The 21,632-nt window shown below is 57.6% G+C and carries 19 protein-coding genes; 11 read left to right on the top strand and 8 right to left on the bottom strand.

The features are described 5' to 3' along the window. Positions 1 to 138: 138 nt before the first annotated feature. A complete protein-coding gene (locus ABYT07_RS03915) occupies positions 139 to 1,044 on the bottom strand; it encodes a LysR family transcriptional regulator (protein WP_372989607.1) in 906 nt (301 codons plus the stop codon). A 258-nt stretch (positions 1,045 to 1,302) separates the two neighbouring features. Here ABYT07_RS03915 and ABYT07_RS03910 point away from each other — a divergent pair, with 258 nt between their 5' ends. From ABYT07_RS03910 to ABYT07_RS03865, 10 genes are all read left to right on the top strand, one after another. Then, the gene (locus tag ABYT07_RS03910; protein WP_372989606.1) at positions 1,303 to 4,719 is read left to right on the top strand and encodes an indolepyruvate ferredoxin oxidoreductase family protein; all 3,417 of its coding nucleotides are present in this window, start codon (positions 1,303 to 1,305) and stop codon (positions 4,717 to 4,719) included. A 69-nt stretch (positions 4,720 to 4,788) separates the two neighbouring features. Further along, a complete protein-coding gene (locus tag ABYT07_RS03905; RefSeq protein WP_372989605.1) occupies positions 4,789 to 5,676 on the top strand; it encodes a lysophospholipid acyltransferase family protein in 888 nt (295 codons plus the stop codon). 12 nt (positions 5,677 to 5,688) lie between these two features. Further along, positions 5,689 to 6,498, top strand: a complete 810-nt coding sequence (locus ABYT07_RS03900) for a glutamate racemase (RefSeq protein ID WP_372989604.1) — start codon at positions 5,689 to 5,691, stop codon at positions 6,496 to 6,498. A gap of 36 nt (positions 6,499 to 6,534) precedes the next feature. Further along, positions 6,535 to 7,560, top strand: a complete 1,026-nt coding sequence (gene argC / locus ABYT07_RS03895) for an N-acetyl-gamma-glutamyl-phosphate reductase (protein ID WP_372989602.1) — start codon at positions 6,535 to 6,537, stop codon at positions 7,558 to 7,560. A 6-nt stretch (positions 7,561 to 7,566) separates the two neighbouring features. Further along, complete coding sequence (ccmE, locus tag ABYT07_RS03890) at positions 7,567 to 8,010, top strand: cytochrome c maturation protein CcmE (RefSeq protein WP_372989600.1); 444 nt, start codon at positions 7,567 to 7,569, stop codon at positions 8,008 to 8,010. 79 nt (positions 8,011 to 8,089) lie between these two features. Next, positions 8,090 to 8,701, top strand: coding sequence for a holin-associated N-acetylmuramidase (locus ABYT07_RS03885; RefSeq protein ID WP_372989599.1), 612 nt, complete (start codon positions 8,090 to 8,092; stop codon positions 8,699 to 8,701). Continuing rightward, a complete protein-coding gene (locus ABYT07_RS03880; protein ID WP_372989598.1) occupies positions 8,692 to 9,267 on the top strand; it encodes a holin family protein in 576 nt (191 codons plus the stop codon). Before ABYT07_RS03885 ends, ABYT07_RS03880 begins: the two co-directional genes overlap by 10 nt. Before the next feature lie 84 nt (positions 9,268 to 9,351). Beyond that, positions 9,352 to 11,316 carry a heme lyase CcmF/NrfE family subunit gene (locus ABYT07_RS03875; RefSeq protein ID WP_372989597.1) on the top strand — a complete coding sequence of 655 codons (1,965 nt, stop codon included), beginning with the start codon at positions 9,352 to 9,354 and terminating at the stop codon, positions 11,314 to 11,316. Then, positions 11,313 to 11,765 (top strand): cytochrome c-type biogenesis protein CcmH, encoded by a 453-nt coding sequence (locus ABYT07_RS03870; protein WP_372989596.1) that lies wholly within the window; start codon positions 11,313 to 11,315, stop codon positions 11,763 to 11,765. The genes ABYT07_RS03875 and ABYT07_RS03870 overlap by 4 nt, the downstream gene beginning before the upstream one ends. Before the next feature lie 70 nt (positions 11,766 to 11,835). Next, on the top strand, positions 11,836 to 12,612 hold the full coding sequence (locus ABYT07_RS03865; RefSeq protein WP_372989594.1) for an enoyl-CoA hydratase-related protein: 777 nt from the start codon (positions 11,836 to 11,838) through the stop codon (positions 12,610 to 12,612). A gap of 21 nt (positions 12,613 to 12,633) precedes the next feature. Here the strand turns inward: ABYT07_RS03865 and ABYT07_RS03860 are convergent, their stop codons facing one another. The 3 genes from ABYT07_RS03860 to gltX all read right to left on the bottom strand — a co-directional run bounded on the left by ABYT07_RS03860 (position 12,634) and on the right by gltX (position 16,122). Next, on the bottom strand, positions 12,634 to 12,933 hold the full coding sequence (locus ABYT07_RS03860; protein ID WP_372989593.1) for a hypothetical protein: 300 nt from the start codon (positions 12,931 to 12,933) through the stop codon (positions 12,634 to 12,636). 380 nt (positions 12,934 to 13,313) lie between these two features. Next, complete coding sequence (locus ABYT07_RS03855) at positions 13,314 to 14,609, bottom strand: citrate synthase (protein ID WP_372989592.1); 1,296 nt, start codon at positions 14,607 to 14,609, stop codon at positions 13,314 to 13,316. A 112-nt stretch (positions 14,610 to 14,721) separates the two neighbouring features. Then, complete coding sequence (gltX, locus tag ABYT07_RS03850) at positions 14,722 to 16,122, bottom strand: glutamate--tRNA ligase (RefSeq protein ID WP_372989590.1); 1,401 nt, start codon at positions 16,120 to 16,122, stop codon at positions 14,722 to 14,724. Positions 16,123 to 16,246: 124 nt separating this feature from the next. On the opposite strand from gltX, the gene ABYT07_RS03845 reads away from it, so the two are divergent. Next, the gene (locus tag ABYT07_RS03845) at positions 16,247 to 18,286 is read left to right on the top strand and encodes a ComEC/Rec2 family competence protein (RefSeq protein WP_372989588.1); all 2,040 of its coding nucleotides are present in this window, start codon (positions 16,247 to 16,249) and stop codon (positions 18,284 to 18,286) included. Here ABYT07_RS03845 and lexA read toward each other — a convergent pair. The 4 genes from lexA to moaC form a co-directional block, all read right to left on the bottom strand. Continuing rightward, complete coding sequence (lexA, locus tag ABYT07_RS03840) at positions 18,283 to 18,981, bottom strand: transcriptional repressor LexA (protein WP_372989586.1); 699 nt, start codon at positions 18,979 to 18,981, stop codon at positions 18,283 to 18,285. The two genes, ABYT07_RS03845 and lexA, sit on opposite strands and share 4 nt — an antisense overlap. 64 nt (positions 18,982 to 19,045) lie before the next feature. After that, on the bottom strand, positions 19,046 to 20,218 hold the full coding sequence (glp, locus tag ABYT07_RS03835) for a gephyrin-like molybdotransferase Glp (RefSeq protein ID WP_372989584.1): 1,173 nt from the start codon (positions 20,216 to 20,218) through the stop codon (positions 19,046 to 19,048). Then, positions 20,215 to 21,120 (bottom strand): GIY-YIG nuclease family protein, encoded by a 906-nt coding sequence (locus tag ABYT07_RS03830; RefSeq protein WP_372989583.1) that lies wholly within the window; start codon positions 21,118 to 21,120, stop codon positions 20,215 to 20,217. The genes glp and ABYT07_RS03830 overlap by 4 nt, the downstream gene beginning before the upstream one ends. Before the next feature lie 2 nt (positions 21,121 to 21,122). Further along, positions 21,123 to 21,596: a cyclic pyranopterin monophosphate synthase MoaC gene (gene moaC / locus ABYT07_RS03825; RefSeq protein ID WP_372989581.1), complete on the bottom strand. Its 474-nt coding sequence runs from the start codon at positions 21,594 to 21,596 to the stop codon at positions 21,123 to 21,125. Positions 21,597 to 21,632 lie beyond the last annotated feature (36 nt).

Raw genomic sequence — 21,632 nt, 5'->3', positions numbered from 1 at the left:
GGCCAAGTCCAACAGGGAGGTATGAAGTGACAGCCCGAGGGCGTCCGTCTTCATGATGCTGAATTAGGCGGCAGTTCTGCCCATTTCAAGGCAGGAATGAGTTTTTTAAGGCATGTCCGCTATGCAATTAATGCATGGCTAACCATTTGCCTTTTCACGTTGCTGTTTACGATGGGTTATTATTTCATCCTGCACAAAGTCTTTGAAGGCTGCGACCCGCTTCGAGGTCCGCAATTCTTCGGGATAGGCGAGGAAGACCGGAACATCTGCCGACTCGGTATCGGGCAACACCTGCACAAGGTCCGGGAAATCCTGTGTCAGATAGTCAGGCAGCACGCCGACCCCCAGATTGTGGATCACCCCCTGAAGTACGCCGAAATAGTTGTTCACCGTCAGCATCGACCGCACGTCGTACATCATTAGCTGCTGGATAAGCTGCAAACCCGCGTTGACCTGATCGCTGTCGGTGTTCTGGCAAATCAGCCGATGCTCTGACATATCCTCCAACCGTTGGGGCGTGCCATGTTCAGCCAGATAGGTCGGAGACGCATAGAGGCACATCTTGATCATCATCAGCTTTTTGCGCACCAGATCGGCCTGCGACGGTTCTTTCATGCGGATGGCGACATCTGCCTCGCGCATGGGCAGGTCAAGAACGCGTTCTTCCAGCATCAGATCGACCTTGAGGTCGGGATATTTTTCGTAAAGCTTGGGCAGACGGGGGGCGAGCCACAAGGTGCCAAAGCCTGTGGTCGTGGTAACGCGCAATTCGCCAAAGATCTCTTCTTCGCTGTCGCGAATGCGTGCAGAGGCCGTATCAAGCCGTTTGGTCATCGCAACGGTGGCATCAAAAAGCAATTCGCCCTGTTCGGTCAGGATCAGCCCGCGCGCATGGCGGTGGAACAGATTTGTGTTCAGCTGTTCTTCTAGGCCACGAATCTGACGACTGACGGCAGATTGCGAAAGATTCAGCTTGTCACCCGCATGCGTCAGGCTGCCGGCGTCCGCGACGGCATGAAAAATTCTGAGCTTGTCCCAATCCATAAGGACTACCTTCTAATGGCGCATGACGATCAGCTTATTTTCTAAGATAATTGTGTTTGCGCTAAATAAATACCTAAAACAACCCTAGGCCTTGCTGCACTGCAACATAATGTCACTCAGCGGTAATCAATAGAGCATGGAATTATTAATAGTTAATCACCTGCCTCTGAAACAAGCGGAACACAACGCTAGACAGGTCAGCTTTTGTGACCTACCGTGGTGCGAACGCAACTGATTGCACGTAGGGGAGAACGCGCCATGGGTACGCAAAAGATTTCTTTGAATGATCGGTTCGACTTGGAAAAGTCCCCCGTTTTGCTGAACGGTACGCAGGCGTTGGTGCGTATGATGATGATGCAAAAGGCGCGTGACCGTGCGGCCGGGCTAAACACTGCGGGCTATGTGACCGGTTATCGCGGGTCGCCGCTGGGTGCCGTTGATTTGCAGATGGAACGCGCAGCCAAACCGTTGGCCGAATATGACGTGTTGTTCGAGGCCGGTTTGAACGAAGATCTGGCCGCGACTGCCCTGTGGGGCACCCAGCAGGCCGAATTGCGCGGCGAAGGGAAATACGACGGCGTCTTTGGTCTATGGTACGGCAAAGGTCCGGGCGTGGACCGTTCGGGCGATGTGATGCGCCACGCCAACATGGCTGGGTCATCCAAGCATGGCGGCGTGCTGATGGCGATGGGGGACGACCACACGGGCGAATCCTCGACCGTGCTGCACCAGTCGGAATGGGCGATGATGGATGCCTATATGCCCATCGTCAGCCCCGCTGGTGTGCAAGAGATTATGGATTATGGTATTTACGGCTGGGCGCTGTCGCGGTTTTCGGGGCTTTGGGTTGGCCTGAAAACGATGAAAGACACGGTTGAGGCGACATCAGTCGTGAATGGCGACCCGCACCGGATGCAGTTGGTCACCCCTGATTTTGACATGCCCGAGGGGGGGCTGAACATCCGCCTGATCGACACGCCGCATCTGCAAGAATCGCGCATGATTGATCACAAACGCTATGCTGCCGAGGCGTTTTCCCATGCTAACAAGATCGACAAACGCATGTGGGGTAAACCCGGTGCCAAGATCGGCTTTGTTGCAGCAGGCAAGAACTGGCTTGATCTGCTGCACGCGATGAGCCTGCTCAACATCGACGAGAACGAGGCAGAACGGCTGGGGATTACGCTTTATAAAGTGGGTCAGACATTCCCGCTGGATATGAAGGGCTTTCATAAATGGGCCGAGGGGCTGGATCTGGTCGTTGTGGTTGAAGAAAAGCGCAAGCTGATCGAGATCCAGATCAAAGAGGCGTTGTTCTCTGATACCCACCGCCGCGTCTATGGCTGGCACAAAGGTGGCGGTGCGGGCATGGAACATGGCGAGGAGTTGTTCCCGACCCGCGCGGCCCTTGACCCGATCTGGATCGCGGAAAAGCTGGGCGGTATCCTGATCGAGGAAGGCCGCAACACGGACGGCATCAAAGCCGGGATGGAAGCAGTGGATACTGCGCGCCGTGCCGACAATGCCGAAGATATCGCCGCGCGTGTGCCATACTTCTGTTCGGGCTGTCCGCATAATTCGTCGACCAAATTGCCCGAAGGCAGCCGTGCCTATGCCGGGATTGGTTGCCACTATATGGTGCAGTGGATGGACCGCGAAACCACCGGCTACACACATATGGGCGGTGAGGGTGCAAACTGGATCGGGGAATCGCACTTCTCGACCCGCGAGCATGTGTTCCAGAACCTTGGTGATGGCACCTATAACCATTCGGGGATTCAGGCGATCCGGGCAGCCGTCGCGGCCAAGACGAACATTACCTATAAAATCCTGTATAATGATGCAGTTGCCATGACCGGCGGCCAGCACAACGAAGGCGATTTGGATGCGCCCCGTATTGTCGCAGAACTGAGCGCGATGGGCGTGAAAAACATCGCAGTGGTTTACGACGAGAAAGAAGATGTGGACCCGACGGCCTTTAAGGGCGTGCCGATGTACGAGCGTGCCGACTTGCAAACGGTGCAGGAGAATTTTACCAAGCACAAAGGCGTCAGTGCGATCGTCTATATCCAGACCTGCGCTGCCGAAAAACGTCGTCGTCGCAAGCGCGGGCTGTTTCCCGACCCCGACAAGCGCGTTTTCATCAATACAGATGTTTGCGAAGGCTGTGGCGATTGCGGTGTGCAGTCCAACTGTGTGTCGATCGTCCCGGCCGAGACGGAATTGGGCCGCAAGCGGGCGATTGATCAATCCTCCTGCAACAAGGACTTTTCCTGCGTCAAAGGGTTTTGCCCGTCTTTCGTAACGCTTGAGGGTGCTAAGATCCGCAAGGACCCGACAACAGAGGTTAAGATCCCTGATCTGCCGATGCCCGCGCTGCCTGCCATCGACGGCACGTTCAATGTCGTGATTACCGGCGTCGGCGGTACAGGCGTTGTGACGATCGGCGCGGTTCTTGCGCAAGCTGCGCAGATCGACGGCAAAGGTGCCGGGATGATGGAAATGGCGGGGCTGGCGCAAAAGGGCGGCGCGGTGCACATTCACTGCCGTCTTGCCAATCGGCCCGAAGACATCAGCGCCATTCGCGTGGCGACAGGCGAGGCTGACGCGCTGATCGGCGGTGATCTGGTGGTGTCTGCGGGTACCAAAACGCTTGGCCTCACGCGCGCTGGGCGTACGGGGGCTGTGGTGAACTCGCATCAGATCATCACGGGCGATTTCACCCGCGATACAGAATTCAAGATGCCGTATGACCGGCTGACCCTCGCGCTTGAGGCGCGGTTGAAGGACGATGTGGCGCTGTTTGATGCCTCTGATCTGGCCAAGGCGACGCTGGGGGATTCGATCTATTCCAACATGATGATCTTTGGCGCGGCGTGGCAAAAGGGGCTGATCCCGCTGTCGCTAGATGCGCTTCAGGACGCGATACGGCTGAATGGCGCTGCGGTTGAACGCAACCTCAAAGCGTTTGAGCTGGGCCGCTGGGCGGTGCTGTATCCGGCCGAGGCCGCACAGGTGACCACGCCCAATCTGGTGCAATTACCCAAAACATTGGACGAAAAGATCAAATTCCGCATGGATCATCTTACGGCCTATCAGGGCAAGGGGCTGGCCAAGCGCTATGCCAAAATGTTGGAACCCATTGCGGATAAAGCGCTAAAGAAAGCGATGGCCTTGGGGTATCAAAAGCTATTGTCTTATAAGGATGAATACGAAGTCGCGCGTCTGTTGAAGACAACACGCGACAAGGTGAATGCCGAATTCGATGGCGATCCCAAGATCACATTTAACCTTGCCCCGCCGATGCTTTCAAAGACCGGTGCCGATGGCCGCCCGATGAAACGCGTCTTTGGCGAATGGCTGGAAACGCCGTTGTCCGTGTTGAAGCGGCTCAAGTTCCTGCGGGGCACGCCGTTCGACCCGTTTGGCCGGACCGAGGAACGCCGGATGGAGCGGGCGCTGATCAAGCAGTACGAATCTGACATGAAAGACGTGCTGCCAAAGCTGACCGACGAAACCCGTGATGCGATCATCGCACTGGCCGAGCTTCCCTTGCAGATCCGTGGCTTTGGCCCGGTCAAACAAGCGAACGAGGCAAAAGCAGCGAAGCGCCGCGAGGAGTTGCTTTCTGTGATCCGCGCAGGGGGGAGTACGACCTTAAAAGCAGCAGAATAGAGGCTGACTGTCACGTGGTTGTCATGAAAACGGCATATGGCAGGTCCGGTACCCAAGAAGGAGCCTGAAATGGGCCAGCCCAAACCCTTTTCTGCGCGTGAAATCAGCTATGCCTATTCGGCCCGTAGCAAGCCGGTCCAGGCATTCATTCGTTTGATGGAGAATTCGACTGGCCGGTTGGGGCTGATCAAGCGGGCGTCGGGTTATGAGCAGGACATGGCGGCCGGCGGGTGTTTTTTCGATGTTATGGTGCAGCGCTATGGGCTGAGCTTGGACGTGGTGGGCGGCAGTCTGGACAGCATTCCTGCGACAGGGCCGGTGATCTTTCTCGCGAACCACCCTTACGGTATTCTGGATGGGCTGATGCTGGGCCATATCATGTCGCGCACGCGGGGTGATTTCAAAATCATGGCGCATTCGGTGTTCAACCGCGCGCCAGACATGAACCGGCACCTGCTGCCGATCAGCTTTGACGCAGACAAGGCGGCGCTTGCCTTGAACCTGCACACGCGCAAAACGGCGCTAGAGTATTTGGGGCAGGGCGGTGCCATTGGCATCTTTCCCGGTGGTACGGTCAGCACCGGTGCGCGACCGTTTTCCAAACCGATGGACCCGGGCTGGCGCAGCTTTACCGCGCGGATGATTGGCAAGTCGCAAGCCGTTGTTGTACCGATCTATTTCGACGGCCACACCAGCCGCCTGTTCCAGATTGCCAGCCATCTGCACAGCAGTCTGCGCATGGGCTTGCTGATCAAAGAGTTCCGCAAACGTGTCGATACGCCGGTGCGTGTTGTGATTGGTGAACCTATCGGCAGAAACGTGCTGAACCCTTTTGCCAAAGACGCAAAAGCGATGATGGATTTCCTGCGCAAAGCCACGTATGAGTTGTCACCAGACCCCGCGCGATCGTTTGATCTGGGGTTCGAATTTGAAGATCGGCATCGTGCCGACAGGTGATGGCGAGCAGACATGGCAGTTGGTATTTTCGATTCGGGCCTAGGCGGGCTGACCGTCTGGAACGCGGTGCAAGCGCAACTGCCCGACGTGGATTTCGTCTATTTGGCCGACAGCGCCCATGCGCCTTATGGTGTGCGCACAGCGGATGATATCTATAATCTGACCGTGGCTGCGACCCAGCGGCTGTTCGACGCGGGCTGCGATCTGGTGATCTTGGCTTGCAACACGGCATCGGCGGCTGCGTTGCGGCGCATGCAGGAATCCTGGGTGCCTTCGGACAAGCGTGTTTTGGGCGTGTTTGTCCCCCTGATCGAGGCAATGACCGAACGGCAGTGGGGCGATAATTCCCCCCCGCGCGAAGTTGATCTGAAACATGTCGCCTTGTTTGCCACGCCAGCCACGGTGGCCAGCCGCGCGTTTCAGCGTGAACTGGCGTTCCGCGCCATTGGCGTTGATGTCGAAGCACAGGCCTGCGGCGGCGTCGTGGATGCGATCGAAGACGGTGATTTCATTCTGGCCGAAGCTTTGGTGCGTAGCCACGTGGATGCACTGAAGCGCAAAATGCCACATCCGCACGCTGCGATTTTGGGCTGCACGCATTATCCGCTGATGCTGGAAACATTTCAGGATGCGCTTGGGCCAGATGTTAAGGTGTTCAGCCAAGCCAACCTTGTGGCACATAGTCTGGGTGATTATCTGAAACGTCATCCCAATATGATCGGCACGGGCGACGCGGCATTCCTGACCACGGGCGACCCCAAAACTGTCAGCAGCAGGGCCACGCAATTCTTGCGACGACCGCTGACATTTCAGGCCGCGTAACACCCCCTAATACTTTTCCAAACGGAACCCGACACAATGTATAATATCGCAATTCTTGGTGCCTCTGGCTATACCGGCGCTGAACTGATCCGGCTGATTGCCAACCATTCTTCAATGCAGATCAAAGCCTTGGGTGCCAATTCAAAGGCCGGACAAACCATGGCTCAGGTGTTCCCGCATTTGCGTCATCTGAACCTGCCGGCCCTCGTTTTGATCGAGGATATTGATTTCTCTCAGATTGATCTGTGCTTTTGTGCCTTGCCGCACAAGACCAGCCAAGAGGTGATCGCCGCACTGCCGAAAGATCTGAAAATCGTGGACCTGTCCGCTGATTTCCGGCTGCGTGACCCCGAGGAATATACCAAGTGGTACGGCAACCCCCATGCCGCGTTGGAGCAGCAAAAAGAGGCGGTTTACGGGCTGACCGAATTTTACCGCGAAGACATCAAAAATGCGCGGCTTGTGGCCGGAACGGGCTGCAACGCGGCAACGGGTCAGTTTGCTTTGCGTCCCTTGATTGAAAAGGGTGTGATTGATCTGGATGATATCATCCTGGATCTGAAATGCGCTGTGTCCGGTGCGGGTCGGTCGCTCAAGGAAAACCTGCTGCATGCGGAATTGTCCGAAGGGTATCACGCGTATGCCATCGGCGGTACGCATCGGCATCTGGGCGAGTTCGATCAAGAGTTTTCTGCCATCGCAGGCCGTCCGGTCAAAGTGCAGTTCACCCCGCATCTGATCCCTGCCAACCGCGGTATTCTGGCGACCGTCTATGTTAAAGGCGATGCGCAGGTGATCCATGATACGTTTATGGCAGCCTATGCCGCCGAGCCGTTCATCGAAGTGCTACCCATGGGCGAGGCCCCCAGCACGCGGCACATTCGCGGGTCGAACTTTTGTCACATCGGTGTGGTCGCGGACCGGATCGAAGGGCGCGCAATTGTAATTGCCACTTTGGACAACCTCACCAAGGGTTCAAGCGGGCAGGCGTTGCAAAATGCCAATCTGATGTTAGATATTGAAGAGACAGAGGGGCTGATGATGGCCCCGCTATTCCCTTGAGGGCGCATGAAAAGTCTGAAGAAGCAACGTCGTATTCAAGTGATCGCAGTGGCGGTGGTGGCTTTGACGCTGTCGACTGCCCTGATTGGCTATGCCATGCGCGATGGCATCAATTTTTTCCGCGCCCCGAGTCAGGTGATCGCTGAGCCACCCGGCCCGAACGAGGTATTTCGCATCGGTGGTCTGGTGGCTGAAGGGTCATTAGTGCGCGGGGACGGCAAGACAATTCGCTTTTCGGTGACTGATGGTGGGGCGGTGATACCGGCGACATATACCGGGGTGTTGCCCGATCTATTCGAGGAAAATCAAGGGGTAGTGGGCACCGGCCGTTACATTAACGGTGTCTTTGAAGCTACTGAAATTCTTGCAAAACATGACGAAAACTACATGCCCACCGAAGTCGTCGATGCGCTAAAGGCGCAAGGGCTTTACGTGGAACCCGAAAGCTAGGACCGCGCGGTCGGATCGTGCAGCGTTAACCTATTAATGGACATTCTTGCCGTGATGAAACGAGCAAGAGGCAGGTTACATGCAGTCCGTAAGAGACATTGCCAAATCCATTGTCGCCCGCGAAGGCGGCTTTGTGAACGACCCTGATGATCCGGGCGGTGCCACCAATTTTGGCGTCACAATCCACACCATGCGACGCCTTGGGCTTGACCTGAATAGCGACGGTGCAGTGGATGTGCGCGATGTGCACCAGTTGACCCAATCAGACGCGGTAGAGATATTTATCCAGCATTATTTCGAGGCACCGCGGATCTCTGGTTTGCCTCAGGCACTCCAAGCCAGTGTGTTCGATATGTATGTGAATGCAGGGGCGAATGCGGTTAAAATCCTGCAACAGCTTTTGCGCGATATGGGGTTCGACGTGGTTGTGGATGGGGCCTTGGGGCCGCAAAGCTTTGCCGCAGTACAAGCGGCCTATGTCAAAGCCCCCCAACAGATGGTCGATGCCTATGGGATCGCGCGGCGCAATTACTATTTCCGCCTTGCTGATCGTCGCGCTGCCAGCCGCAAATATGCGCGCACCAAGGCAGGTGGGAAGGGCGGTTGGATCACACGCGCGGAAGAATTCATCGCGCCGAAATATCACCTGAACCAAGAGGATTTCAGCAAGAGGGTGGCGTCATGGGGTTAATTGATAAACTCATCGGACTTGTGTTCGGCAATGGTGGCAGCATGGTGCGCGACACCGTTGAGGTGTTCCGCGAGAACGCGGAAAGCGGCGCGCAGCGGTCCGCGGCGGCGCAAGACCAAGCGATGTCGCAGTTCGGTGCGGAATTTACAGTTGACCGACAAGGCGCGTTTGATCGGTTTATGGATGGCGTTAACCGATTGCCGCGCCCCGCACTTGCCCTTGGCACGTTGGGTCTGTTTGTCGCGGCGATGGTGGACCCAATCTGGTTCGCGGCGCGCATGCAAGGCATCGCGCTGGTGCCTGAGCCGCTTTGGTGGTTGCTGGGGGTGATCGTGTCGTTCTATTTTGGTGCACGCCATCAGGTGAAAACCCAGGAATTCCAACGCTCTATCGTCCGCACGATCTCTCAGGTGCCGCAGGTGGTGGACAATATGCGCAGCCTGAAATTCCTGCGCCACGATTCGGTCGAGGTGGCCGCGACAGGGCCGGATGCGACCCTTTCATTGGCCACTATACAGACCGCCGAGAATGCGGCGCTTGAAGATTGGCGCAAAGCGGGAGCCTGACTGCGACTCTTTGCAGCGCGAACCGGCCTAAATTGGGCGTGAATAGACATGGCTTAGGGCGCAAACGCGCCCTATACTTGCAATATGATTACAGAACTCGGACATTTCGCCCTTATCCTCGCCTTTGGCGTCGCCATCGTACAGACGGTTGTGCCCTTGATAGGTGCCTATAAACGCTGGCCCGGTTGGATGGCGGTGGCCGAACCTGCGGCGGGGGCGCAATTTGCCCTAACCGGATTCGCATTTCTGGCCTTGATGTGGGCGTTTGTGACATCTGATTTCTCGCTTCGGTTGGTGGTGCTGAACAGCCATTCGATGAAGCCGATGCTGTATAAAATAAGCGGGACCTGGGGCAACCATGAAGGGTCGATGCTGCTCTGGGTGCTGATTGTGTCCTTGTTTGGCGCGACGGCTGCATGGTTTGGCGGCAACTTGCCGCAGACATTGCGCGCACGGGTGTTGGCAGTCCAAGCGGCAATCGGCGTGGCGTTTTTCGCCTTTATTCTGTTCACATCGAACCCGTTTTTGCGCCTTGCCGTGCCGCCGTTCGACGGGCAGGATTTGAATCCGCTGTTGCAGGACCCCGGTTTAGCCTTCCACCCGCCATTTCTGTATTTGGGCTATGTCGGCCTTTCGATGACGTTCAGTTTTGCGGTCGCCGCCCTGATCGAAGGGCGCGTCGACGCCGCATGGGGCCGCTGGGTACGTCCGTGGACGCTGGCGGCCTGGATTTTCCTGACCATCGGCATCGCGTTGGGCTCTTGGTGGGCCTATTACGAATTGGGTTGGGGCGGGTTTTGGTTTTGGGATCCGGTCGAAAACGCGTCGTTCATGCCATGGCTTTTGGCGGCTGCACTGCTGCATTCCGCCATTGTCGTCGAAAAGCGCGAAAGCCTGAAAAGCTGGACCATCCTGCTGGCAATTCTCGCCTTCGGTTTTTCATTGATCGGCACATTTATCGTCCGCTCGGGCCTGCTGACCTCCGTACACGCATTTGCCAATGACCCCGAACGTGGCGTGTTCATTTTGATGATCATGGCGTTCTTTATGGGCGGGGCGTTGATCCTGTTCGCCGTGCGTGCCTCCGCTCTCGAGGCGAAAGGTGTGTTCAGCATGGTCAGCCGCGAATCGGCGCTGTTGTTGAACAATGTCCTGCTGGCCGTAGCCTGTTTCGTCGTCTTTACGGGCACCATGTGGCCGCTGCTGGCCGAGATGTTCTTTGACCGTAAGCTGAGCGTTGGACCGCCCTTTTTCGATGCGGCGTTCACACCTTTCATGGTTCTGTTGGGCCTCGTTTTGCCCATTGGGTCCGCGATGCCGTGGAAACGCGCATATCTTGGTCGGGCGTTGAAACCGCTGCGCTATGTGTTTGTGCTGGCGATTGCAGTGGGCGGGCTGGCCTTTGCCATCCAAAGCGGGCGCAGTTTGCTGGGGCCGATTGGCCTGTTTCTGGGCGCTTGGATTGTGATGGGCACCGTGGTTGATCTGTGGGGGCGCACAGGGCGCAGCGGCGGGCGTATGGCCCGTTTGACGCGCCTGCCAAGGGCTGATTGGGGCAAGATGGTGGCCCATGCCGGGCTTGGGGTGACGATGGCAGGCATCGCCGGTCTTACCGCCTGGAGCATCGATGACATCCGTGCCGTGCAACTGGGCGAAGCCTATGAGGTCGGAAACTATACCATCCAGTTGGACAAGGTTGAGCGCCTTCAGGGGCCCAACTATGTGGCGACCATGGGCAGTGTGACCTTGCTGCGCGACGGGCAGGAGATCTCGCAATTACGACCGGAAAAACGCTTTTACCCGGTGGCGCAGATGCCCACGACCGAAGCGGCCATCGACTATAATTTGGCCCGCGACGTTTATGTCGTCATTGGCGACGAACAAGACGATGGCGGCTGGGTGATCCGGACCTACATCAAACCCATGACAAACTGGATTTGGATCGGCTGCGCGTTGATGGCCTTGGGCGGCTTGCTAAGCCTGACGGACAGGCGATTTCGTGTGGCTGCCGGTGCGGCCAAGGCCCCCAGAACGGTACCTGCAGAATGAGGGTGCTAGTTCTGGCATTGATGCTGCTTGTCACGCCAGCGTGGGCGGTGCAGCCCGATGAAATGTTGGCGGACCCGGCACTTGAACAGCGCGCCCGCGAATTGTCCAAGGGTCTGCGCTGTCTGGTTTGCCGCAACGAAAGCATCGACGAAAGTAATGCCAGCCTTGCCCGTGATCTGCGTATTTTGCTGCGCGACCGGTTGCTGGCTGGCGATAGCGACGCCGAGGCGGTGGAATTCATCGTCGCGCGCTACGGCGAATATGTGCTGCTGAATCCGCCTGTGTCAGGCTCGACCTGGCTGCTTTGGGGGGCAGGCCCTCTGATGCTGCTTCTCGCTGGCGGTTTGGGGTATGGCTATTTGCGGGGCCGTGCATCGGCCCCTGCGCCAGATCAAACCCCGCTGAGCGCGGAAGAAAAGGCGCGGCTGGACGATATTCTGAAAGGATAACGCGGGGTTTCGCTGGCCCTGACCCGACAGTCGGATACACTGCGGCCAAATCGCAGATAGGATCCGACCCATGGACTACCAAACACTTACATTTGACGTGACCGACGGCTTGGCTGTGGTGACGTTGAATCGCCCCGACAAAATGAACGCATTGACCACACAAATGCGCGCCGAGATCGAACATGCCTTTACCCAAGGCGGCAAATTAGCGCGCTGTGTGGTGATCACAGGGGCGGGGCGGGCATTTTGCTCGGGTCAGGATCTGGGCGACGGCGGCACAGCAGCGGCGATGGACCTTGAGCGTACCTTGCGCGACGAATACGCACCGATGCTGCGGGCGATCACCAATTGTCCGGTGCCCACGATTGCTGCGGTCAATGGGGCGGCAGCGGGGGCGGGGGCCAATCTGGCACTGGCCACAGATGTGGTTTTCGCGACCGAATCCGCCTACTTTCTTCAGGCCTTTACCCGAATTGGCCTGATACCTGATGCCGGTGGCACCTATACGCTGCCGCGCCAGATGGGCATGGCCAAGGCGATGGGGGCCGCACTGTTCGCCGACAAGATCAGCGCCCGGCAGGCAGATGACTGGGGGATGATCTGGGAGGCGGTGCCAGACGCGGGCTTTGACGCACATTGGCGGAGCAAGGCCGCGCAACTAGCAAATGGCCCCACAGCGGCCTATGCGGCGGCGAAAACAGCAATTCGCGGCACTTGGGACAATTCATTCGAGGATCAATTGTCACTTGAAGCGCGTGAGCAGGGAAAATGTGGCCAGTCGCGCGATTTCAAGGAAGGTGTGATTGCCTTCATGCAAAAACGCCCCGCGACTTTTGAGGGGCGTTGACAGCGGCTGGGACGGGCGTCGTTAGACTGATCGCTCTACCAGCAGTACATCATCGGGGTTCAGGATCGGGCGCGACGCGCTGGCGACCACGGCGACGGCAATACCATCTGCTAATACCGTGTGCACGGAGCCCGAGACGTGCTTTATCGTGATGTGCGGCGGTCTTTGCCCCTTGTCATAGACAACGGCAATCTGGTCGCAATTGTGTAGCGTATCATGGACCAGTGACCCCAGGGGGCATGTTTGCTGCAGGGCATCTTTCGATGCAAAGCTGGTGGCATTGTCCCATTGCAGCCTGGCCGGAGGCGCCGAAGTTGCCATTGCTGATCCCCTCTTGTCGTTACCCGCATGACGCAGTCCTTGGGCGCGATGGTCTTTCGCAAGACCTGCAGCAGGAAAACACCATCTATTAACCTTATGTTTGGGCGGTTAATCCGCATGGGTCAATACTGTTTGCTGATTGTGTAACCGGGGGAAACAAAGCCGTACAAAAGCCTTATTTCACCATGTTTGGTTTCGAAAATACCCAAAGTCGGTCGAAACAATTTTAGCGTTTCATCAGCTTTGAACACAAAGCAGTCGGGGGTGATGATTCCGCTTTCTTGAAGGTGCCTTGCGGGTCTAGGGGACGATTGAATTTGTACCTGACCACGAAAAAAGCCCCGCAAAATGGCGGGGCTTTTTTTGTCTTGTGATGCGTATTAACGCTTTTCGATATCGACGTAGTCGCGGCTGGTTTCACCCAGATACAGTTGACGCGGACGACCGATTTTCAGCTGTGGATCGCTGATCTGTTCTTTCCACTGCGAAATCCAGCCGACAGTGCGCGCCAAGGCAAAGATTGGCGTGAACATTGACGTCGGGAACCCCATCGCTTCTAGAATAATGCCCGAATAGAAATCGACGTTCGGGAACAGCTTTTTGTCAGCGAAATACGGATCCTCAAGCGCCTGTCTCTCAAGCTCTTTTGCAACCTGTAGGATCGGGTTGTTTTCGACGCCCAACAGTTCCAGCACTTCGTCGGCGCTTTCTTTCATGACGGTCGCGCGCGGATCGAAGTTTTTGTAAACGCGGTGTCCAAAGCCCATCAGGCGGAACGGATCGTTCTTGTCCTTGGCGCGGGCGATGAATTCTGGAATGCGGTCCGGTGTGCCAATTTCCTTGAGCATCTCAAGGCAGGCCTGGTTTGCACCACCGTGGGCAGGGCCCCAAAGGCAGGCAATGCCAGCCGCGATACATGCAAACGGATTCGCACCAGAAGACGACGCCAGACGTACAGTAGAGGTCGAGGCGTTTTGTTCATGATCCGCGTGCAACGTAAAGATGCGGTCCATCGCGCGGGCCAGAATCGGATCGACTACGTATTCTTCTGCAGGAACGGCAAAACACATCCGCAGGAAGTTACCGGCATAGTCCACGTCATTGCGCGGATAAACGAAGGGCTGACCGATCGTGTATTTATACGCCATTGCCGCAATTGTCGGCATTTTAGCGATCAAACGGATTGTGGCAACCTCGCGCTGATGCGCGTCGTTGATGTCGGTGCTGTCGTGATAGAATGCAGACATCGCGCCCACGACACCGACCATAATCGCCATCGGGTGTGCGTCCCGGCGGAAACCCCGGAAAAAGTTGATCATCTGTTCGTGAATCATGGTGTGGTTGGTCACCAGATTTTCAAACTCTTCCAATTCTTTCGGGGAAGGCAGATTGCCGTAAAGCAGCAGGTAACATACCTCGAGGTAATGGGATTTACCTGCCAGCTGGTCAATCGGATAGCCACGGTGCAGCAACACACCTTCGTCGCCGTCGATGAAAGTGATCGTGCTGTCGCAAGCCGCCGTCGAGGTAAAGCCAGGGTCGTAGGTAAACACGTTCGCCTGTGCGTAAAGCTTGCGGATATCCATCACATCCGGACCTTCGGTCGGTGAATAAATGGGCAATTCAAAGCTGTTGCCATCAATGGTCAACGTTGCGGATTTAGTACTCTCGGCCATGAAGTCCCTCTCTGTCATATGTGGTGCACGTTCTGGCACCTTCCGACCTGGACCTGAATTGATCCACGTCTCGTGTTATCTCGCGCTTTCTTGAGATTTGCTTAAACAATCTTCAAATAGCGGCGTCTTTCAGTCGGGCAAGGCTTTCCTCTCGGCCCAGCACCAGCATCATATCGAATACTGATGGGGTCGCGGCCCGTCCGGCAAGGGCCGCGCGCAGCGGTCCTGCCAATTTGCCAAATTTGGTATCATGTTCGGCGGCAAAGCCGTTCAGCGTCTCTTCCAGCGTTTCTTTGGTCCAACTAACATTTTGCAACTGCGGCGTCAATTCGGACAGTATACTACGGGATACATCGTCGAGATGTTTCACCGCTTTCTCGTCGGGCTGAATGGGGCGCGCATCCAATATAAACGAAGCTTTTTCAAGAAGTTCTGGGAATTTCTTCGCGCGATCCTTGAGGCAGTACATGGCACGTTCCAACCCCTGCGCCTGATCTGACGTTAGGGCAGGAAGGCCAGCTGCGTTCAAATAATCCTCAATCTCATGCCGCAGCGCGGCATCATCGCTGGCGGCAATGTGCTGCCCACAGATGTTTTCAAGCTTTTTGAGGTCAAACTGCGCAGGGCTTTTGCGAATTCCATCTAAATCGAACCATTCTTGTGCCTGCGCGTCGGAAAAGAATTCGTCATCGCCATGGCTCCAGCCCAAGCGGGCCAGATAATTGCGCATACCGGCAGCGGGATAGCCCATCGCCTGATATTCCTGCGCGCCCAAAGCGCCGTGCCGTTTTGATAGTTTTTTGCCGTCTGACCCGTGGATCAGCGGTATATGCGCCCAAACCGGCACGTCCCAACCCATCGCTGTATAAATCATCATCTGACGTGCGGCATTATTGAGGTGGTCATCGCCACGGATCACATGGGTCACGCCCATATCATGGTCATCAACAACAACAGCCAACATATACACAGGCGTACCATCGGAACGTAACAGAACCATGTCGTCCAGCTGGTCATTGCCGATTCTCACATCACCCTGCACGCGGTCTTGGATGATCGTTTCGCCGCTTTGGGGGGCCTTGATGCGCACCACATAGGGCGCGTCAGGATGGGTCGCAGGGTCAGCATCGCGCCACGGCGAATGATACAGCGTGCTGCGGCCTTCGGCCTTGGCTGTATCGCGGAATTCGGCGATCTCTTCCTGGCTGGCAAAGCACTTATAGGCCTTGCCGGCGGCAAGCAATTCCAGCGCGACCTCGGCGTGGCGGGGCGCGTTGTCGAACTGGCTGACGATGCCGCCATCATGGTCCAGACCCAGCCACGCCATGCCTTGCAAGATCGCTTCGGTGGCTTCGGGGGTGTGGCGGGCGCGGTCGGTGTCTTCGATGCGCAGCAGGAATTTCCCGCCGCGACCGCGCGCATAAAGCCAGTTGAACAGCGCCGTGCGCGCCCCACCAATATGCAAATATCCAGTCGGAGACGGGGCGAAACGGGTGACCACAGGCGTTGTCATAAAACAGGCGTCCTTTCAGAAAACAGCATTGGCACGCCCTGAAGCGGGGGCCGTTTATCATTTGCTAACCATCTTGCGGGTAGCGTTAACGCCTATCTATCCAGTGCGGGGATCGGGGGCAAGTATGGGCCTGTTTCAAGGTCTTGCGCAGATGATGCAGCGGCAGCGTGGGCATCTGTTTGGCTGGGTGCCTGTGCTGCTGGCGTGCGGCATCGGGTTGTATTTTTCGCTTCGGCTTGAACCGGCTTTGATCTGGCTCGGGGTGGTTGCCTCTGTGGCTGCGGGCCTGATCGTGGCGGCACGGTTTGCGCCTGAACCACTGTCGCCGGTGATACTGGCGCTAGCGCTGTTGCTGATCGGCTTTGATCTTGCCGCGTGGCGCGCCCATAGCGTGGCCAGTCCTGTTCTGGGTTGGCGCTATTATGGCAGCGTCGAGGGGCGCATCGTTGCCATCGACCGCAGTCAGTCCGATGCCCTGCGTCTGACGCTGGACCACGTGATCCTTGACCGCGTGTCCACGCGCCGCACCCCGGGTCGTGTGCGCATCTCGCTGCACGGGGACCAGACCCACAGCATTGTGCCAGAGCCGGGATTGCGCGTGATGACCACCGGTCACCTGTCGCCGCCAAGCGGGGCCGTCGAACCGGGGGGCTTTGACTTTCAACGCCATGCATGGTTCGCGCGTCTGGGGGCTGTGGGCTATACCCGCACGCCGCTTTTGGGGGTGGCCGAGGCATCGGACGGGCAGGCGGGACTGGCGGTTTTCCGGCTGCGCATGGCGGCATCGGCGCGCATTCAAGACACGCTGCCCGGTGATATCGGCGGCTTTGCCACTGCGATCACCACAGGGGACCGCAGTGCCATCAGCCAGACGGCGTTGTATAACCTGCGGGCCAGTAACCTTGCGCATTTGCTGGCGATTTCGGGTCTGCACATGGGGCTGCTGTGTGCGGTGGTGTTTGGCACGCTGCGGGTTCTGCTGTGCCTTGTGCCATGGATCGCTCTGCGCTGGCCAACGCGCAGCATTGCTGCAGCCGGTGCCTTGGTTGTGGCGTCGGGTTATTTGGCGTTGTCGGGGGGGAATGTCGCGACGGAACGCGCGTTTATCATGGTGTCGGTTGCCTTGGGGGCGCTGATGTTGGATCGGCGCGCACTTAGTTTGCGTGCTGTGGCCATTGCCGCGACGATCGTGTTGGTCCTGCGGCCCGAGGCCCTGATGGGGCCGGGCTTTCAGATGTCTTTTGCCGCGACCACGGCGTTGGTCGCTGTGTTTGGATGGCTGCGAAATGTTAATCTGACCTTTGGGCAAAAATGGCTGGCACCGGTGGTGGGCACGTTCATTTCCTCGGCCATTGCGGGGCTGTTCACCGCGCCGGTGGGGGCGGCGCATTTCAATACGATTGCGCATTTCGGGCTGGTTGCGAACTTGGCATCGGTGCCGCTGATGGGGATCATGATCATGCCAGCGGCTGTTGCGGCGTTGGTGTTGTCGCCTTTGGGATTTGATCCGGCGGCCCTTTGGGTGATGGGGGTCGGCCTGCGCTGGATCTTGGCAGTTGCTGCCTTTGTCTCTGATATTGATGGTGCCAAAGGGTTCGTTAAAGGGCCGGGGCCGTGGGTGCTGCCCCTGTTGGCATTGGGTTTCTTGTGGCTGTTGCTGTGGCAGGGGCGGCTGCGTTTTGCGGGGCTTGTGGCTGTGTTGGCGGGATTTTTCCTGTGGCACGGGGCCGCGCGCCCGGTGCTGTTGATCGCAGATACGGGCGGCATTGTAGGGGTGATGACGCCTCAAGGCCGCGCGCTAAGCAAACCCAAGGGGGCGGGGTTTATTGCCCTGAATTGGTTGGAAAATGATGGCGATGGTGCGGATCAGCCCACCGCTGCGGCCAGATGGGACGGCGCAATGACAGTGGCTGGTCACGAGATCATTCATCTGTCGGGCAAACGGGCCTTGGCGGCGTTTGGTCGCTGCCGGTCTGGCCAGATTATTGTGACCTCGGTCAAGGTCGAAGAGGATCTGGGGCCCTGTACCCTGTTTGACCCTATCAGCCTGCGCGAAACCGGCGCTGTTGCGATCTCTGTGGTCGACGGCCAGATTAAGACGCAAACCGCGCGCCAGATGGCAGGCGCGCGGCTTTGGACCAATTGGCCTGATCGCAAAGATTAGTATGTCCGGATCAACCCGACCAAACGGCCTTGGACTTTGACCTTGTCGGCGGGGAAAACCCGCGTCTCGTAGGCAGGGTTCGCGGCTTCCAATGCGATGGACGTGCCGTGGCGTTTGAAGGTTTTCAACGTTGCTTCGTGGTCTTCGACCAAGGCCACCACGATATCGCCATTCTCGGCCACGGATGTCTCGCGGATCACAACGACATCGCCGTCGTTGATGCCGGCGTCGATCATGGAATCGCCTTTGACTTCAAGAGCATAGTGTTCACCGCTGCCGCTGACCATGTTGCCGGGCACAGCGACCGAATGGGTCATGGTCGAGATCGCCTCGATCGGGACACCGGCAGCGATACGGCCCATCATAGGGATTTCAAATGACGCATTGGACACGGATTGTGCGGCGGCAGGCGGGGGCATGTCAGGCCGGTCACCATCAATCACGCGGGGCGTAAAGCCCGAACCCGGCAAGCCGCCCATGCTGTCGGGCAGTTTCACCACCTCGATCGCGCGGGCGCGGTGGGCCAGACGGCGGATAAATCCGCGTTCCTCAAGCGCTGTAATCAGACGGTGAATGCCGGATTTTGACCGCAGGTCCAACGCTTCTTTCATCTCGTCAAAGCTGGGCGGGACACCATCACGCTGCACGCGCTTGTGAATGAAAGCCAGCAAGTCGAGTTGTTTCTTCGTCAGCATCCGAACATCCCCTGAGATTATGGTTTGGGTTTGTTCTAGGGATGTTCTTGTTTTGTGTCAACTCTTACAGGATGATGCAATCGACCATTTCACCGCTGCGACGCGGCACATCTTGGGGCGGCCGGATCATCAGAACGTCGGCTTGGGCGAGGACGCTCAGCAGTGAACTGTCCTGATTACCCTCGGGCAGGACGGTGCCATCTATGACAGTGGCGCGCATGTAATGGGCGCGCGGTCCCCCTTGCGGCAGATCGCAGGCCAGCGGCATCGGGGTGCGTGGCGCGGCTTGTGCGGGCAGCCCCAACATTTTGCGGATCACGGGGGCCACGAAAATCACGCCGCAGACCATGGCAGACACCGGATTGCCCGGCAGGCCGATCATCGGCACATCGCGCAGACGCCCCGCCATCAGCGGCTTGCCGGGGCGCATGGCGACTTTGTAAAAAGACTGTTCCATTCCCAGTTCAGCGGCGACCGGGGCCACAAGATCATGATCCCCGACAGATGCGCCGCCGATGGTGATGATCAAATCAGCGGTTTGCGCGATCTTGAACGCTTGGGTCAGGGACGGCACCGTGTCGCGTGCAATCGGGATCATCCGGCAGCGCGCACCGATCTGTTCCAGCAATGCGGCAAGGCCAAAACTGTTTGACGCGATGATCTGATCGGGGCCCGGCGCTTCGCCCGGTTGGACCAGTTCATCCCCCGTAGCGATGATCGCGACCTGTGGTTTGATGTGAACGCAAACCTCGGCGATGTTCATCGCAGCAAGCAAGGCAATATCGGCAGGACGCAGGACACGGGGGGCCTGCATCACATCGCCAGCTTTGAAATCCCCCCCCGACGGGCGGATATTGTCTTTGCCATCAATGTCATGGCCCAGCATGATCAGATCGCCGCGGCGCGTCGTGTCTTCTTGGATCACGACGAAATCAGCACCTTCGGGGATCGGTGCGCCGGTAAAGATGCGCACGGCCTGACCGGCTTTGACGACCCCGTCAAAGCGGTGGCCAGCCGCTGCTTCGCCGATAACCTTGAACATGGCGTCGGGTTCGACCTCGGCACGGTGCAAGGCATAGCCGTCCATCGATGACGCAGCAAAAGGCGGTTGTGTACGACTTGCGGTGACGTCTTGCGCAAGAACGCGCCCCGCCGCTTGGCGTAATGGGACCCGTTCGGTCTTGGTGGCTGCGACAAGGTCGAACAGATGTGACAGGGCGTCGTCGACTGAAATCATGGGGTTACCTCTGCTGCGATTTGGGCTTTTTCCCAGTCTTCATATGTTTGGCCTGAAACAGAGTGCTTCCAAGCAGTCCGCCCGTTAATCGAGCGGCCAGTAATTACCGCACCCGCAGCGCTTGGGCTTGAGAAGGCAAAGTCTTTTTGGAAGACGGCAAAGTTATCTTGATTGACCATCGTTCCATTCTCGACAAGCTCTTCGTATAGTTTTCGATAGTTTTGGGCGGCATTGGGGACACCGACCCATTGATCACGCGCCCGCGCCCCAGCCTGCACAACCCACTCGCCATCGCGCAAGACTGCTTCGGCATAGAGATCATGTCTGGGTGTTCGTAATATGAATTTTTCATCAGTCGAATCCGTCGGACTTGCCACGACGTCAGGTGTTTTCGGCACACTGCGCGCCTTGTTCAAAAACATATCGACCCGGATCGCCGGCAACACAATCCCGAGGGTTTCCAGAAAGCTTTCCATATTCGCCTGCGCAGCTTCGCTTAGGCTGCTGCGGGGCGGGGTATTTCCGTTTTCCAAGGGCATCGACCCGATCTGGCGCGCAATCTCGACCAGACGGCTTTCGAGATATTTGACGTGGGCCTTGTGCAGCAAATCGCCGGTCGTGCTGATGCACACGGCGCTGTCCCACCAATCCCTGTTCGCGATATGGCCGCGCAGACGGTCAGCCACATTCTCGGCCTCTCCGATATAGGCCAAGGGGGTGCCATCGCGTTCGCCGATCAGCACATAGACGCCGGTGTGCTGTGTTTCGGGACGGCGCAACGCTTCGCGAAACTTGGTGCGGGGAAACCGCAAGACATGGCCAGTCCAGTTGAAAACCTCGGCGGTCAACATGCCATCGGGCAGCCCATCGATAAAGAAAAGCTCAAGGGACCGAGCGTCCATGGTCAGCTTGCCTCGTATCGGCCCGATTTGCCGCCGTCTTTCAGCATGACGCGCAGGCCGCCGATTTCCATGGCCTTATCGACGGCCTTGGCCATGTCATACACGGTCAGTGCGGCAACAGAGGCGGCGGTCAATGCCTCCATCTCGACGCCGGTCTGGCCGGTGGTTTTCACGGTCGCCTCGATCCGGATGCCCGGCAAGTCGGCATCGGGGGTCAATTCAATCGACACTTTGGTGATCGGCAAAGGGTGGCACAAAGGGATCAGATCAGCGGTACGTTTCGCCGCCATAATCCCGGCAAGGCGTGCAACACCCAAGACATCACCCTTTTTTGCGCGACCCTCAGTAATAATATCAAAGGTTTCGCGCTGCATCTTAATGTAGTTTTCTGCCGTGGCGATCCGTGATGTGACAGCCTTGTCTGACACATCGACCATATGCGCGTCGCCCTTGCCGTCAAAATGCGTCAGCGTCATTTACAGACCTCCCGGGCGCAGCGGGTTGGCAAGCAG

This window comes from Sulfitobacter sp. (assembly GCF_041552635.1).
Taxonomy (GTDB): domain Bacteria; phylum Pseudomonadota; class Alphaproteobacteria; order Rhodobacterales; family Rhodobacteraceae; genus Sulfitobacter.
The sequence above is the reverse complement of the archived record's forward strand: the minus strand, read 5'-3'. Positions and strand labels throughout refer to the sequence as shown.